12 protein-coding genes are annotated in these 16,673 nt (G+C 45.6%); 5 read left to right on the forward strand and 7 right to left on the reverse strand.

The window, feature by feature from the left end; all coding sequences use genetic code 11:
* Nucleotides 1–21: 21 nt before the first annotated feature.
* From MASE_RS17015 to prlC, 4 genes are all read right to left on the reverse strand, one after another.
* The gene (locus MASE_RS17015) at nt 22–657 is read right to left on the reverse strand and encodes a ubiquinone biosynthesis accessory factor UbiJ (protein ID WP_014950940.1); all 636 of its coding nucleotides are present in this window, start codon (nt 655–657) and stop codon (nt 22–24) included.
* Nucleotides 657–1,454 carry a bifunctional demethylmenaquinone methyltransferase/2-methoxy-6-polyprenyl-1,4-benzoquinol methylase UbiE gene (ubiE, locus tag MASE_RS17020; RefSeq protein WP_014950941.1) on the reverse strand — a complete coding sequence of 266 codons (798 nt, stop codon included), beginning with the start codon at nt 1,452–1,454 and terminating at the stop codon, nt 657–659. Before ubiE ends, MASE_RS17015 begins: the two co-directional genes overlap by 1 nt.
* 172 nt (nt 1,455–1,626) lie before the next feature.
* On the reverse strand, nt 1,627–2,328 hold the full coding sequence (locus MASE_RS17025; RefSeq protein WP_014950942.1) for a DNA-3-methyladenine glycosylase I: 702 nt from the start codon (nt 2,326–2,328) through the stop codon (nt 1,627–1,629).
* A 6-nt stretch (nt 2,329–2,334) separates the two neighbouring features.
* On the reverse strand, nt 2,335–4,371 hold the full coding sequence (gene prlC / locus MASE_RS17030; RefSeq protein ID WP_014950943.1) for an oligopeptidase A: 2,037 nt from the start codon (nt 4,369–4,371) through the stop codon (nt 2,335–2,337).
* 316 nt (nt 4,372–4,687) lie between these two features.
* On the opposite strand from prlC, the gene MASE_RS17035 reads away from it, so the two are divergent.
* From MASE_RS17035 to gorA, 5 genes are all read left to right on the forward strand, one after another.
* Entirely contained in the window at nt 4,688–5,248 is a 561-nt protein-coding gene (locus MASE_RS17035; RefSeq protein ID WP_014950944.1) for a response regulator, read from the forward strand.
* Between the two features lie 23 nt (nt 5,249–5,271).
* Entirely contained in the window at nt 5,272–6,096 is an 825-nt protein-coding gene (locus tag MASE_RS17040) for a phosphate/phosphite/phosphonate ABC transporter substrate-binding protein (RefSeq protein ID WP_014950945.1), read from the forward strand.
* 10 nt (nt 6,097–6,106) lie between these two features.
* Complete coding sequence (locus MASE_RS17045; protein ID WP_014950946.1) at nt 6,107–7,774, forward strand: HAMP domain-containing sensor histidine kinase; 1,668 nt, start codon at nt 6,107–6,109, stop codon at nt 7,772–7,774.
* Nucleotides 7,775–7,844: 70 nt separating this feature from the next.
* A complete protein-coding gene (gene nosR / locus MASE_RS17050) occupies nt 7,845–9,152 on the forward strand; it encodes a response regulator c-di-GMP phosphodiesterase, NosR family (protein WP_014950947.1) in 1,308 nt (435 codons plus the stop codon).
* A gap of 244 nt (nt 9,153–9,396) precedes the next feature.
* Nucleotides 9,397–10,746, forward strand: coding sequence for a glutathione-disulfide reductase (gorA, locus tag MASE_RS17055; protein WP_014950948.1), 1,350 nt, complete (start codon nt 9,397–9,399; stop codon nt 10,744–10,746).
* 76 nt (nt 10,747–10,822) lie between these two features.
* On the opposite strand, the gene MASE_RS17060 is transcribed toward gorA, so the two are convergent.
* The 3 genes from MASE_RS17060 to MASE_RS17070 all read right to left on the reverse strand — a co-directional run bounded on the left by MASE_RS17060 (nt 10,823) and on the right by MASE_RS17070 (nt 16,522).
* Nucleotides 10,823–13,054 carry a molybdopterin oxidoreductase family protein gene (locus tag MASE_RS17060; RefSeq protein WP_014950949.1) on the reverse strand — a complete coding sequence of 744 codons (2,232 nt, stop codon included), beginning with the start codon at nt 13,052–13,054 and terminating at the stop codon, nt 10,823–10,825.
* Between the two features lie 130 nt (nt 13,055–13,184).
* Complete coding sequence (locus MASE_RS17065; protein WP_014950950.1) at nt 13,185–15,302, reverse strand: TonB-dependent receptor; 2,118 nt, start codon at nt 15,300–15,302, stop codon at nt 13,185–13,187.
* Nucleotides 15,303–15,391: 89 nt separating this feature from the next.
* A complete protein-coding gene (locus tag MASE_RS17070; protein WP_014950951.1) occupies nt 15,392–16,522 on the reverse strand; it encodes a PepSY-associated TM helix domain-containing protein in 1,131 nt (376 codons plus the stop codon).
* Between the last annotated feature and the right edge of the window lie 151 nt (nt 16,523–16,673).

The raw sequence follows: 16,673 nt of genomic DNA on the forward strand, positions 1-16,673 counted from the left end.
ATGAGCCTGTTTCTCTCAATCTTACTTAAATTTTTCTTCTAGGCGGCGCAGTCTCGCATCGGCACTTTCTGCTCGATCGCGAAGCGCATTAACTTCGTCACTAAAGTGCATAACCGCCAGCTTGTGTGCAGCAAGCTGCTTTTCTTCTACTACGGCGTTGCCGAATACCTTCGCCATGGACGCTAGCGCTGACATCGACTTCTCATGCACGGATTTCACCGTTTTCACGGTCTGATGGGCAATAACATCGTTAGTCTTTTGTGCCAGCAACTCTTCAATGTCGATATCGAGCTGCTGAAACAAGGCACTGACCTGCTGAGCAACATTGAGCTCTCCTTCCAAAAAGAGGGCCTTTTGCTGAATAAGACGAGTCAACTGGCTGGTTTCTTTTAACTCTGGCAAGGTTTGTAGCGACGTTTTAATACAACAGTCTTTCGGCCCAAGGGACGCGACGGCGTCTTCAAACGAGCCTTGTTCGCTGAGTACGTCAATACGGTCAGAAAACGACAGCGTAATACCATAAGGAAACGGCGAAATGAACGCGGTAAGCCTGGCGCCAGCAAGCGCTTTTAGCCTTGCTTCGCTGTCTTCGTCTAAAGACAGCAACTTGTTTAAAACCGATTCAGCCGTTGCGGTAACCAGCGCAGAAGTAGGCATTAAAACTTATAACCTCTATGTAGCGCTACAATACCGCCAGTCAGGTTTTGGTAATCACATTGCTCAAAGCCAGCCTGCTCGAACATCCCCTTCAAGGTTTCTTGATCTGGGTGCATACGTATGCTTTCCGCAAGGTATTGGTAACTTTCTGCATCGTTCGCCACTAGCTGACCCATTTTTGGCAAAATGTGAAACGAGTACATATCGTAAAGTTTGCTGAGCTGCTCTGACGTAGGCTTAGAAAATTCTAATACCAGTAAACGGCCGCCTGGTTTTAACACGCGAAAAATAGAATTAAGCGCGTTTTGCTTTTCCGTTACGTTTCTGAGGCCGAATGCCATGGTCACCACATCAAAATGGTTGTCGGGGAAAGGCAGTGCTTCCGCGTCAGCTTGCACATAATCGATGTTGCTTACCAAGCCGCGATCGCGAAGCTTATCACGGCCTACTTTCAGCATAGACAAGTTGATATCGGCAAGGGTTACGCGCCCTGTAGGACCTACCAAGCGAGAGAACTTAGCGGTTAGATCGCCAGTACCACCGGCAATATCCAATACTTTATTGCCAGCGCGAACACCGCTGCAGTCTATTGTGAAACGCTTCCATAAACGATGCACTCCCATCGACATAAGATCGTTCATTACGTCGTACTTTGCTGCAACAGAGTCAAAAACATTAGCAACTAAAGAGGCTTTTTGCCCTTTATCCACCTGTTTGAAACCAAAGTGCGTTGTATGCTCAGTAGCATTGTCGATTGCAGAGTCTGCTTGCGTAGCGGGAGTTTGATTGTCGCTCATGACAGTCCTGTAATTTGAATATTTTTATTAATGCCGAAGTGTATAGGATTGTGTGCTCAAGCAAAAGCTTTATGCCTGACTGTCTCCTGATGTAAATCAAGCCTTTGACCTTTACAAAAGCGGAGCCTGCAAGGCACAAGCTCGCTTGTTTAGAAGACTAAAGCAGCTTGCTCTACGCTACCTGATTGTTTGTGCCCCAACTATAGGCAACAATGGCACTGATCTCTTGCAAAGAACGGCCGCTTTCCTCATGCCATTGCGCAAATGCCGCATTGGCCGCCGACAGCGACTTTTTCGAGGTTAAGCCACCGTCGATAATTTCATTCTTTCGCGAGTAATCTTCCACGTCACGTGAGAATAAAAACGTGTCTATGCCTAGTGCACGAAGCATGTAGGGGCCGGTGTTACCGCCTAATCGCGCACCGCGTTTTTTCAAAAACGCCCAAAGCTCAGTGATATTGTCTTTTTCAAAGCCTGCTACGAACTTACCAAAGCTACCGTGCTCCAGGGCTACGTCTTTGATCATCATGGCATTGTCACGCACTGTCATCACTTTTTTATAGTTGCGAACAATGCGCTTATCTGACGCTTTTTGCTCTAGCATTTCATCAGGCATCAACAACACTTTATCAATGTCGAACCCGAAAAATACGGTTTCAAAGTCGGGCCACTTTTGCTCAATAACTCGCCACACGAAGCCCGACTGGAACACTTTTTTGGTCATCGCCGCTAAAAAGCGGTCGTCAGGAATTGCTTCAATTTGCGCTTTAGAAAGTGGCGCTTGGAGCATGGCTTCAAGCACCCTTTCACCGCCTTTGCGCTCGCACGCTCGGCGGTAGATAGATTGAAAAGACTCTAACTTAGACTCTTTCATGTGTGCCTAGCCTTTAATACCGCTGTGACGAAGCAAAGCGTCAACTTGGGGCTCGCGCCCTCTAAAAGCAACAAACAAGTCCATAGGAGGCTTACTACCGCCCATTTCTAAAATGTTTTCTAAGAACGCTTTGCCCGTATCGCGGTTAAAGATGCCATCCTCTTCAAACTTGCTGTACGCGTCGGCAGAAAGCACCTCTGCCCACTTATAGCTGTAATAGCCCGCTGCGTATCCACCAGCAAATATGTGACCAAAGCCGTTTTGGAAACGGTTAAACGATGGAGGGATGACCACGGCCACCTCTTCACGCACTTTATCCAATGTGCCCTGTACGTCTACCTCACTGCCCTTTTCGCTATGCAGTAAGAAATCGAAAAGACTGAATTCAAGCTGGCGTACCATCTGCATCGCTGACTGGTAATCCCGTGCAGCAAGCATACGCTCCAGTAAATCAGCAGGAAGCGGTTCGCCAGTTTCATAGTGACCAGAGATAAAATTAAGTGCGTCTTCTTCCCAGCACCAGTTTTCTAAAAACTGACTTGGCAGTTCAACCGCATCCCATGGCACACCGTTAATACCAGATACACCGGCTACGCGCATTTTAGTAAGCATGTGATGGATCCCATGACCAAACTCATGAAACATGGTCACCACTTCATCATGGGTAAATAGCGCAGGCTTATCCCCTACAGGTGCGTTGAAATTACAGGTAAGGTACGCAACGGGTAGCTGCAATTCGCCATTCATTTTTTCACGACGTACGCGACATTCATCCATCCACGCGCCGCCACGCTTTTTAGCTCGTGCGTACAAGTCTAGGTAAAAGCTGCCGCGCATCACATCGGCATCGTCAGTAATGGTGAAGTAACGTACATCGCTATGCCACGTATCGATGCCAGGCTGCTCAATAATTTTTAAGCCGTACAGGCGATGTACAACTTCGAATAAACCAGACAGCACTTTATCTTCAGGGAAATAAGGCCGAAGCATTTCATCAGAAATCGTGTACTTTTCCTGTTTCAGTTTCTCGCTGTAATACGGTAAATCCCATGCCGCTAGCTCGCTGACACCATGCTTGTCTTTCGCGTACGCTCGTACTTCTTCAAGCTCTTTCTCTGCCTGAGGCTTAGACTTAGCCGCCAAATCACGTAAGAAACCGATGACCTGATCGGTAGAGTCTGCCATTTTAGTCGCTAGTGAACGCTCTGCATAACTTGAAAAACCTAACAATTCAGCCAGTTCAGTACGCAGCGTTAAGGTTTCTTTGATTATATCGGTGTTATCCCACTTACCCGCATTAGGGCCTTGATCAGACGCTTTTGTTGCATAGGCGCGATACATTTCTTCGCGAAGTTCGCGATTATCGGCGTAAAGCATGACTGGCAAATAAGACGGAATGTCTAACGTAAACAACCAGCCTTGTAAGTCTTTTTGGTGCGCAGCTTGCGCCGCTGCTTCAAGGGCTGACTCTGGCATACCGGCAAGTTCAGCTTCATCGGTAATGTGTTTAGTCCAGCCCATAGTGGCGTCCATCACATTGTTGGAAAAGGTTGACGATAGCTCGCTAAGCTTTGCCTGAATCTCTGCAAAACGCTTCTTTTGCTCTGCGGGAAGCGCTACACCTGACAATGTGAAATCGCGAACGGCGTTTTCTATCACTTTCTGCTGCTCTTCGCTTAAGGTCGCAAATTCGTCAGACGCTTTGAGGGAAGCATAAGCATTGTAAAGGCCTTCGTGCTGGCCTACCCAAGTCCCATACTCAGATAGTAATGGCAAACACGCATCGTGAGCTTCACGCAATTCATCGCTGCTCACCACGCTATTCATATGAGAAACCGGCGAGAACATTTTGCTTAAACGATCATCGACCTCTTCAAGGCGCAGCACTAGATTTTTGTAAGAGTAATCTTTCGACGCCACGACCTCATCTATTTCGCTTTTGCACGCCGCAATGGCTTTTTCAATTGCAGGCTTAATAGAGGCAGGTTCAATAGCAGAAAAAATTGGTAGACCATCTACCATTTCAATTGCAGGGGTTGTCATAATCTTTTTCACTCTTAACACTTTGATAGAATAATGATGGGGCTTCGCTGATTAAAAGCAAGCTATTGTTTTAGCCACTGTTGACCTATTTTGAACTTACTAGCCGTTAACGTGCATGGATCATGATTATTGCCTATATTTACGAATTCAATGAATGCCGCTGCACCGTTTTTCTTAATGCCCCTCATAAAAACTGAACAACACAGCCGCCTCCGCCAAGCGCTGTCACAAATGTCACATTTCATCCTTTTGTCTACTTTGTCCCTTCGCTGTTCAGCGTCTATAATTTCGATTAATAAATCTACAAGGCATAGATATGAAAACGTTGACCTCAGGCGAAATAGCCTCGTATTGCGATGTAAATCTGCGCACCGTAATTCGATGGATCGAAAGCGGTAAGCTGAAAGGCTTCAAACTTCCTGGGCGTGGAAACAACAGAGTATTAGTAGAAGATTTTGTCGCCTTTCTTGAACGACACGACATGCCAATTCCCGATTCATTGAAAGGCATTGCCACGCCCTCAATATTAATTGTTGACGATGAAATGCCAGTTGCCAAGTCTATTCAGCGCGTGGCCAGACGGGCGGGTTATGAGTCGTATATCGCTACAGGCGGCTTCCAAGCGGGGATTATGCTAAGCCAATACGAGCCCAAAGTAATGACCCTCGATTTAAGTATGCCAGGCATGGACGGTTACAGCGTTATCGAATTCACGCGAGATAAGAGTAAATATAAAGATCTCAAAATTGTGGTCATATCGGCACTCGATGAAATTAGCTTGGAGCGCGCGCTTGAGATAGGGGCTGATGCCACCTTACAAAAGCCGTTCTCAAATCATGACTTAACAATGGTCCTTGAGCAGTTTATGTCGATGTAAATCGATTTAAAGGGAGTGACATTATGGCTTGGTTATCGCGATTCGCTCTTTTAAGTTTGCTTGTAGGTGTTTGCGCATTACCGACAAATGCTAAACCCCTTACTTTTGCTGTTGTACCGCAGCAGTCTGCCAAGAAAATGGCTGAAACATGGCAACCCTTAATCGACTATGTGAGCAATTACACCGGTTTTGAGATTGATTTTAAAACTGCAAAAGACATTCCCACTTTTGAGGCGAATCTCGCCGACGGCAAATATGATATTGCCTATATGAACCCCTACCACTTTGTGGTCTTTAATGAATCTGCAAACTACCGCGCGCTTGCGCGCCAACGAGACAAAGAAATTCGCGGCTTACTTGTTGTACATAAGGACAGCCCCATACGCTCTCTGGATGATTTAAGCGGTACTGAAGTAGCCTTCCCAGCGCCAGCTGCGTTTGCTGCCACAATTATCACAAGCGCTCACTTGCGGATGAAAAGCATTGCTTTTGTTCCGCGCTACGTCAATTCTCATGACTCTGTGTACCTCGCTGTACAACGGGGCTTTTTCAATGCTGGGGGTGGCATTGTCCGTACGCTCAACAGTTCACCTGACGACGTTAAACAAGATTTACGTGTCCTTTGGAAGAGCAAAGGCTATACGCCTCATGCTATCGCAACCCATCCAAATATGGCACTCGCTGACAGACAAGCTATTCTTAATGCATTACTTGCTCTGTCGAATGACACAAGTAAGTCTTGGATTTTAAAAGGTATTGGATTTAACGGCTTTATAGCGTCAAACGACAGTGATTGGGACGACGTGAGAGCATTGGGAATAGCGTCGCTATCGAGGCCGCATTTATGAGTAGACTCGTATGAAACTGTCGTTGCGTATAAAAACAATAACAGGCATCGCATCAATAGCAGCGCTTTTGCTGCTAGTGCTCATTGTGACGGTGTTTCAGCTACTTAATGACCTTGTCGACAGTAACATAAAGAAGTCAGCCGACACCACGGTTGCCCTTTTTGTTTCGACGACAAAAAATGCCTTTTTAAGCTACGACCTTGCAGCTCTAGATGCCGACGTCTCAGAAATTCTTACCAACCCCAATATTGCTTACGTCAAAGTTAAAGACAAATTAGGTAGAGTTTTCGTAGAAAAGGGTAACACCAACGCACTAAATCGGCCTTTTACTGCCGACACAAGTGTTTCAGACGCTGATGATGGTATTTACGACACCCGAGCCCCCATCATGGTAAACAGGACTTTGTACGGCTATGTAGAGATTGGGCTTAACATTGCTTCAGTAACTGAATCAGTATCGAGGGTGAGAAACTGGACAGTTACACTGGCTTTTCTAGAATTTATTTTGGTTGGATTGTGCTCTTACTTACTTGGTTCTTACCTGATGTCGCAACTTCATCAATTACACGAAGGCGCTAAACGTTTGGGTGATGCAGTAAAAAACAACAGCTATCAAGATGTTTTTGTTCCCGTGCGCGGCACTGATGAGTTAAGCGAACTGGCAGAGGCATTTAATCAACTGGTTGAACGTTTAAAAGAAGAACATGCGCAGCGTCAATACGCGCAAGATGAGCTTAAAGAGCTTAACACGCTACTTGAAGAAAAGGTTCAGGATAGAACCGCATTGCTGCATCAGAAAAACTATCAACTCCAAGAGGCCAATAAAGATCTAAAAGAGACCCAGGTACAGCTACTTCAAGCTGAGAAAATGGCGTCAGTTGGCCAGCTAGCAGCGGGGGTCGCCCATGAAATTAACAATCCTGTCGGTTTTGTCAGCAGCAACATATCCACCTTAAGCGAGTACGTTGCTACCTACCAAATGATATTCTCACAAATTAACGCGGTACTTAATGAGCAAGACGAGGGTAAGCGTGCTTCTGCCTTATCAGAACTAGAAAAAATGTTAGCTAATCAGGATATGGCGTTTATCAATGAAGATATCACCGACCTTCTCAGCGATTCGAGAGACGGTTTAAGTCGGGTTGCTGAAATTGTAAAAGGGTTAAAGCTATTCTCTCGTGTAGACAGTGACCACATGCAGCAGCACAACATTAATGATTGTGTACGCACTACCCTTGCCATGGTGAACAACCAATTAAAGTATATTTGCACTGTTGAAACGCATTTAGGCAAAGTCCCTGACGTTGCCATGAATGTAGGCAAGGTTTCTCAAGTTGTTACCAACTTACTCATTAACGCGGGACAAGCGATAGAGAGCACGGGTAAGAACGGTAAGATAACTATTACCACCTGTACTGCGGGCAAGTTTGTCGAGCTTCGTGTAGAAGACACTGGCTGCGGTATTCCATCAAGTCATTTAGACAAACTCTTCAATCCATTTTTTACAACTAAACCTGAAGGGCAAGGCACTGGCTTAGGTCTTTCAATTTCGTTTGGCATTGCGCAGGAGCATGGCGGCACGCTCTCAGCCACCAGTAAAGAGGGAGAAGGAAGCATATTTACATTAGCGCTCCCCCTTGTTTCACACTCAGATAAAACATTAGAGAGCGAAGGATGAATCAACTAATAGTGTTATCAAGCAGCATTGCGTGTAATAGTTGTAACGTCGCTTATAAGGATAATAATTTATGACAGAGCCTACTACAGAACAAGCCACGACCTACACGGTTCTATTTGTCGACGACGAGCCGAATATCCTTCGCGCTATCAAGCGTGCGCTGTTCACTATGGACATCACCTTACTGCTTGCTGATAGTGGTGCCAAAGCGTTAGATTTAATGAGTAAACACGATGTTCACGTAGTTATTTCTGACATGAAAATGCCGCAGATGTCAGGTGCGGAATTACTCGAACAGGTCGCTATCAATTATCCCGAGACTTTTAGAGTTGTGCTTACTGGCTATGCCGACATTGAGTCAACAATTAAAGCTGTAAACCAAGGCAAGATACACCGTTACCTGCAAAAGCCATGGGACAACCAAGAGCTTATCGCTGTTGTAGAAGAAGGCTTAGAACGCGTTAAGTTAAAGGCGGAAAACCTTCGTCTACAAAAACTAACACGACTGCAAAATAAAAAGCTACGCGACGTAAATGCCTCACTAGAACAAGTGGTTCAAAAGCGCACGCGCCAAATAAAAGCGGCGCTAAATAAAATCGAAAAACACAACCTTGCAATGGAGCAGGTGCTGTTCAACGTGATAAGCATTAACCCTGACATTAATGGTAAGTTTGCCATTGAGGTTAGCGAGTTGGCATCAAAACTGGCGCGTATTGCTCGGTTAGAGAAAGAAGAAATCAAACAGGTGCGTTATGCGGGCCTTATCTGCGAGCTTGGGTTACTAGGGCTTGAAAGCGAAGATTTTAAGGCGCCATTTTCAAAGCTTAAATATCAACAGCAGCAAAACTATCTATCGCAAACCAAGCAGGCTGCGTTAATACTTGCTCCGGCTCACGAACTACATCAGGTTTCTGACATTATTGAATTTCAGTTCGAGCACTATAATGGCTCAGGCTTGTATAACAAAGTTGCAAAAGAAATTCCTGCTGGCGCGCGTATCTTGGCCATAGCCCGAGATTACTGGCGCTTAGTAACCGGCAGAATGAGCGGTATCGAAATGAGCCCTCGCGATGCCAAACTAGAAATGAAAAAGCACAGAAACACCCGCTATGACGGTGAATTTTTGGATCTGTTGCTCGAAGCAGAAGATGTAACGACATCTAAACTGCTTTCTACATCATTGAAAGCCTCGCAGCTTAAGCCGGGCATGGTCCTCGCCCAAAATTTGTATAACGATAGTCACATCCTTATCCTTCCCGAGGGACATGTGTTTAGTGATGCCACCATTCAAAAACTCGTACACTTTGAAGAAGAACGTGGAAAAGCGTTTAGTATTCAAATAGAACCAGAAGAGCTTTCTGCTACTATAAGTGAATAAGCTTTAAAGATTACGTGCTGAAAGCAGGATGAGCGATGCATGAATATGCTTCGCTTTGTCTTAGCCTTTTAATTAGGCTGCACTGTCCCCATTGATAAACTAAATGAAATTCCCTAAAGCAAATCTCGGTCTTTTGATTACTCTTTATGACAAGACCGATAGAGAATGATTTGCTGTGCGAACCTTCCGAAGGCATTTATGCTTATCGTTTACGTTCGCCTAACCGACAAAGAAGGCTTTTTGAATGACACATTTTGATTATATATGTATTGGCGGTGGCAGCGGTGGTATCGCATCTGCAAACCGTGCAGCTAAACACGGAAAGAAGGCCGCCATCATTGAAGCGAAAGATATTGGCGGTACTTGCGTGAACGTTGGCTGCGTGCCTAAAAAAGCCATGTGGTACGGAGCACAGGTGGCTGAAGCCATACATCGCTATGCACCTGAATACGGGTTCGATTTGTCGGTAAATCACTTTAGCTGGGACAGCCTAATTGCCAGCCGCCAGGCTTATATTGAGCGTATTCATGCTTCTTACGACCGCGCTCTTACCGCAAATGACGTTACCTTAATTCGCGGTTTCGCGAAGTTTATCGATAACAACACGGTAGAAGTCAACGGCGAAAAGTACACGGCTGACCATATTACGATTGCTGTAGGCGGCCGCCCAATCATCCCAGATATTGAAGGTGCTGAGTACGGTATTGATTCTGATGGTTTCTTTGCCTTGAAAGAGCAGCCGAAGCGTGCTGTCGTGGTTGGCGCAGGCTACATTGGAGTTGAACTGGCCGGCGTTCTTCACGCCCTTGGCACAGAATCGCATCTGGTAGTTCGCAAACACGCTCCGCTTAGAAATTTCGACCCTATTATTCACGAAACCTTAGTGGATATGATCCACGCTGAAGGTTGCAAATTGCACGACCATGCTAGCGTAGAGAAAGTGGAAAAAGCTGAAGATGGCGAGCTATCAGTACACTTAACCAATGGCGAAGTGTTAAAAGCTGACTACTTGATTTGGGCGATTGGCCGTAAACCCTCTACCGACAAAATTGATATTGAAAATACCGACGTTGAACTGAACGACAACGGCACGGTTAAGGTAGACAAATATCAAAACACCACGGCGAAGAATATCTACGCGGTTGGTGATATTACCGGTGAAGCAGAGCTTACTCCGGTGGCAGTTAAAGCGGGTCGCTTGCTAAGCGAACGCTTATTCAACGGCCAAAAAGACGCTCACATGGATTACTCGCTTATTCCAACCGTTGTGTTTAGTCATCCACCCATTGGCACTATTGGCCTAACAGAGCCAGAAGCTATTGAAGAATACGGTGAAGACAACGTTAAAGTGTACACCTCTAGTTTTGCGTCTATGTACACCGCGGTAACCCGCCACCGTCAAATGACAAAGATGAAGCTGGTATGCGCGGGTAAAGACGAAAAAGTGGTAGGCCTTCACGGTATTGGTCATGGCATGGACGAAATTCTTCAAGGCTTCGCCGTTGCCATAAAAATGGGCGCGACTAAAGCTGACTTTGATGCGTGTGTAGCTATTCACCCTACCAGTGCAGAAGAGTTTGTTACGATGACCTAGGTAGACGCGCTCAATTGAGCGCTTTCTCACAAAAGCCGGCATTAGCTTACTAGTTAATGCCGGCTTTTTTATGTGTTTAACTTACTTTTTCTAGCTCCACGGGCACGCCATTTAGCACCGCATTTCCCGATAATTCGTCTACCTGTAAATCGTCAGTAAGAATATTGGTGTTTACCCCAGGGTGCTGACTTGCCACAGACAACTTTATGCCTTTTTTGTTGTGCCCCCATCCATGGGGAATAGATACCACGCCGGGCATAATTGCATCTGTGATTTCAGCCTCTATGGTTAGCCGGCCAACCCGCGATTTCACACTTACCTCATCGCCATCTGTAATGCCATATTTAGCCCCGTCATCAGGGTGAAGCTGCAGCGTACAGCGGTTATTACCTTTCACCATACGAGGGCTGTTATGCAGCCACGAATTATTAGTTTTAATATGTCGGCGCCCTATCAAAACAACGGGCTGATTTTGCGGCGTACCATGGTTCGCTTTTCCAAAAAAATGCGTGTTAACCCTGTCTAAATCAGCCATGAAGTAATCAAAATCTAAGTGAATCTTCTTATCTTCATGGAACAAGGCATGAGGCAAAGACGGCTGTAGCGGCCCCAAGTCGATACCGTGTGGGTGTGCTTTAAGCGTATCAATCGACAACCCGCCTTCCGGAATAGCGGTTAGAGTTTCGCTTAAGTTAGCGTCAGTGCATTCTTTTTTACTTGCTGCTCGACCATAAAGACCTGCTTGCAACAAATCGTCGACCACACCTTTAGGCTGCTTGTCCCAAAGCGCAGCATAGTGTGCGGTGCTTTTTCCATTTAGCGCATCGAGCCTTTCGGCTAACGAAAGATATATTTGCCAGTCGCTAAGCTGGTCTTCGTCAATGTCCACCACCGCTTCCGAATACTTAGCGAAATTTCGCACGGCAAAGTTGTGAAAAACAATGTCGTAGTGGTCGCGTTCTAGCGCGGTTACCGGAGGAAGGATCACATCTGCATGTCGGGAGGTTTCGGTAACGTAAAAATCCACCGCAACCATAAAATCGAGTTGAGAAAATGCTTTATCAAGCTGTTCTGCATTTGGCGTAGTGACCACTGGATTACCTGCACCAATTACCATGGCCTTAATTTGTTCTTCTCCCGGGGTTAAGATTTCCTCGGCTAAACACGCTACCGGATATTCACCAGCAAACGCCGGAAGCCCTCTTACGCGAGAAGAAAATCCGCCCATGCTGCCCTTGCCTGATACAGGTAATACGTCAGCGGCTGGCTGAGTAAACATCATGCCACCCCGCTTATCAAGGTTTCCGGTGAGCATATTAAACAGCATGATTAGATACTGAGTGAGCGTACCAAACGCTTGTACGCTAGCCCCCATCCTTCCATAACAAACTGCAGACTCAGCATTGCAGAAGTCCAAAACAAGCTGAGTGATTTGTGAAGCTGTAATACCGGTAAGCTCGCTCACCTTTTGTGGTGAATAATCGCGAACGTATTTTTCGACCGCTTTTATATCCTCGGCATAAGGTAAAATTTCATCCGCCTTGTATAACTGCTTTTCAAACAATACATGCAGCATAGCTAGCAGTAACAGCGCGTCACTGCCTGGACGAATAAAGTGATGTTCACAGCTGATATCGGCAGTTTCGCTGCGTTTAGGGTCGATAACGACGACCTTCCCTCCACGTTTTTGAATGCCCTTTAAACGCTTTTTCACGTTTGGCACGGTCATAATGCTGCCATTAGAGGCCAGCGGATTCCCGCCGATGATCATAAAGTGCTGCGTGTGATCAATGTCAGGAATGGGAATTTGGGAGATATGACCAAAAAGTCGTCGACTAACAATATGATGGGGCAACTGGTCAACTGAGGTAGCGGAATAGCGGTTGTGCGACTTGAGGGCACGATAGAAATACGGTCCGAATAATATTGAGCCCATATTGTGCGCATTAGGATTTCCTAAATACACACCTACCGCATTATTGCCGTGTGCCTGCTGGATGTGGTGTAACTTGCTTGCGACCAAATCAAAGGCTTCATCCCACGTAATCTCTTCCCAGGCACTGTCTTCCGATGCACTCGCCTCGTCGTCAATTCGTACCCTTTTTACCGGGCGCTTCAAGCGGTCAGGATCGTCGTACAAGTCTTTTAACGCACTCGCTTTCGGGCAGATATGACCTTGGCTAAATGGGTTTTCTTTATCCCCTTTTATTGACAGTATTTGACGGCCTTTCGTCGCTACCTCAATACCACACATTGCTTCACAAAGCGTACAAGTAGAATAATGCAATTGTTGTTCAGCGTTGCTCACGGTAATTCCTACACAATTCATTGTTAATGAGTTGTTACGAAATTAGCGATTATTGCTGTAATAGACAAGCATCACTGAAAGTGATGGTAGAGAGAAGGCACCTCGCCACAATTAGACGAGGTGCTATTGGTTAGAAAGAGTAAGTCACACCAAGGGTTGCTGTGGTGCCTAATCCTTTAATATTGTAGCCACCGTAGGTGTATGACTGAGCGCGCGCAGGATAGTAGTCGCTGTTAAACAGGTTTTCGACACCCATAAACGCGTTCCAGTTTTCAGCGAACTGGTACTGTCCACTTAGGTTAACAATATTATAGCTCGATATAGGTCCTTGATCGCCCACATAGTCGCCGTCAGCATTTGGCGAGAAGCGTTTACGATCACCCACATACAGATAGCTAACTGTTAACGATAAAGTGTCTGATGGCTTCCAGTTTACGTTTGCCGTTGCTTTGGGTGGACTAATTTGGCGAGAGCCAAGGTACACATCAGCTTCGGTATTTTTCCCTTCAACGTAACTATATGTGGCTATCACATTGAGCGTTTCAGAGATTCGATAGTCTACTAAGCCTTCATAACCCCAAATTTCCTGCGGTGCGCGAACAGGCTCATACACACCAGTCACCTCGTTGAAACTATTGGTCGTACCGAGTTCAGATGTACTTCTGTAAGCCGCAACTTCAAGGCGTACCTGGTCGAAAAGAGAGGTGAAGCCCACTTCGTAGTTATCGATGATAGAAGCTTCCGTTTGAATAAGACCAATATCATCTACCGTTGCAGCGCGCAGTAGGCGGCCAATGTCAGCGATATCTGAACCTTGCGAATAATTGAAGAACGGGCTAAAGCTGTCGCTCCAGTTATACTTTATCGCAATGTTATAAGTGGTTGCGTCGTAATCTATGGTGTCCCCCTTAACTTGAAGAGGAACAGAGCATTGAGTTTCAGAGCGACACAGCTTCAGTGTTTCGTAGTCATCAACCGATAAATCGATACTTTCCCTTCTCACACCTGCCTTTACAATAACGTCGTCTTGAATTACCCACTTTGTTTGTAAAAAGCCAGCTAAGCTGTCCATTTCCATTTCAGGAACCCACACGCGCCCATCAACCAGCGGCTGTGAGGTAGTGTCTTTTAGCGCGTCGATACCATAGATAAACGTGGCTTCTACGCCATCGAAATCAATGGCAGTATTAAACGTCGCGCGAGCGCCGCGCTTTTCAGAGCGAATAATAGACTGGCCGCCGTCGTAGCCTTCATCGGGGTTCGCTAAGTTAGGCGAAAAGAAGAATACGTTCTCAATATCTTGCGAGTACACATCAAGCGTCATTTCACTGTTTGCAAAGATATTACTGTCTGTGTATTTCAGGGTGATGTTCTCATTTCCATCAGGCCCCTGAGGTTTCCCGCGTTTTTGCAACGCTTCAGGTACGTGAATAGCGTAGGTTTTCACGCCTTCGTTGATGTCTCCGGGAACATCTCCCAAATCAGTTTTTTGTTGAGAGCTAAAGTAGTTGTAGCTAAATTGAAGGCGTTTCTCTTGATCGAAATCGTAACCTAATTTGGTAAAGTAATTCTGTGTTTCAGCGTCTGACAGGCCGTACTGCAAACCTAAGATGTCGCCTTCTGCATCGCGCTGAACGCCGTTTTCCTCGTAACTGGCGGTAACAAGGTAATCGAAATTCTCCACCTTGCCGTTAATCGCAGCTGAAATACGCGCACCGGCTGACTCTTCAAGTTTCACTGCGCTAAAACGTGAAGACAAACTCACTTGGCCCTCATGCGTGTCTTGCGCTGTTGCTTGTTTTGTAATGTAGTTGATAATACCGCCTGACGCTCCATTGCCATAAACAGACGTAGCGCCCTTAATTACTTCAATTCTAGCAAGCGCGCTAGGGTCAATCGTTTTCACACCTAACGAGCCATTTCTAAGCGGCGTGGACTGAGGCACACCGTCAATCATCACAAGCGGAGCTCGTCCGCGCAAAGACTGGCCAGTATTGCTCGAACTACCTGTATCTGGAGCTAAGCCCGGCACCATCTGCGCTAACAAGCTCTGTAACTCGGGATTTACCTTCAGGTGATCTTCAATCTGCTTTCTTGAAATAACGGTGATTGACGCTGGTACTTCATCAATACTTTCAATAACACGGCTTCCAGAAACGATAATACGTTCCATATCCTTTAGGGCATCATTAGCAAAAGAAGGCGCACTAACGGCTAAGGCAATGAGCGTAAGCGATGGTCTAAACATGAAAACTCTTTTAAGAAAATAAGGTTACGAAAGGCGCGTTATACTAAAGGTGTAGAAGAACAATGTAAAGATAATGAAAATTATTCTCATTATCTAAAGTGGCGTTTACACCAAAAGTAAAACCCTGTTATCGTAAAAAACGCAGGGAGTAATGCGATTAATAACCAGATAAATTCAAGCAATGGGCCCGCGAAATCACCAATGTGAAACTTGTATTTGAAGTTCCAAACCTGCGTCGCTACGTTCGCTTTTGATGCATCGTAATAACCCGTTATTTCTCCATTTTGAGGGTTTGTCCAAACCCAGCTGTAGGCGTGGGACTCGCCGGGGTTTTGCATTCTGAAACCTATGTGTTCGCCTGAATTTTTTGGGAAGTAAATGCGAAATAGTGACGCATTGGGAAACACCGCTATGGCGTTTTGATAAGATGTATCGATAGCCACTGAAGCACTACTAGCATCGTGGGATAACGGTTCAGGTACTGGCCTTTTCTCAACTTTTGAAAAAGTAACGGTTTCCACCACCTGCTGCGTAGCGCTTTTCCAATTAAACGCCATGCCACTAAAAGCGATGAGTATTAGTGGTATAGCCAAATAAACGCCCAGCACTGTATGAAGTTGATACATGAGAATTCGAAACTTGGCGCGGCGTTTAATCGCAAGGCGTTTTATTCTATTTTTTGGCTTTACCCAAAGGTAAAAACCCACAATTACTTCAAGAAGTAGAACTAAGGCACTAACAGACACCCAATTTCTAAGTGGCCTTTCGTTGTCACCATCTTGATACAACAGCCATCGATGGATAGCCATGGTGAACCCATAAAACGTGCTGTAATAATCGTATCTATGAAGTATTTCGGCAGAGTTGGGGTTTACGCTTACGTATTCGCCATTGTTGAGCTTCCCTTGCCAAGCGAGCTCAGGGTCTGACTCGGGCATTAAAAGCTCGACTTTCTGACCCGTCTCGTCTTCCAGCGCATTCACTATGTAAGAAAGGGGTAAGGGCGATTCGTGAGATTCTATGGTCCACTTCTCTGGTTGGACAAAGGTTTGGATATCTTTTGCATAAATTAGCAATGCACCGGTGATGCTAAGGCAAATAATAAATAACCCACATACCAGCGCTAATAGAAGGTGCAGTCGTCGTACCCAAAGTTTCAAAACAGCGCTCACAAATTGCGAAATAAACGCGAATAGTAACGATTCTCGAAAATTGGTCAATGAAAGTTAAACGCTAAAATCGTGCTTACAATCGCATAAGCTAAATGAATCTATCCTACTTTGCAGTAAGATTAACCTTAGTTTTACAATTCAAGAGTACGTATCTTCATGTTAAGTCATGTACTCTGATGTAGACAGAAAATAAATAACA

The organism is Alteromonas macleodii ATCC 27126 (genome assembly GCF_000172635.2).
GTDB classification, from domain to species: domain Bacteria; phylum Pseudomonadota; class Gammaproteobacteria; order Enterobacterales; family Alteromonadaceae; genus Alteromonas; species Alteromonas macleodii.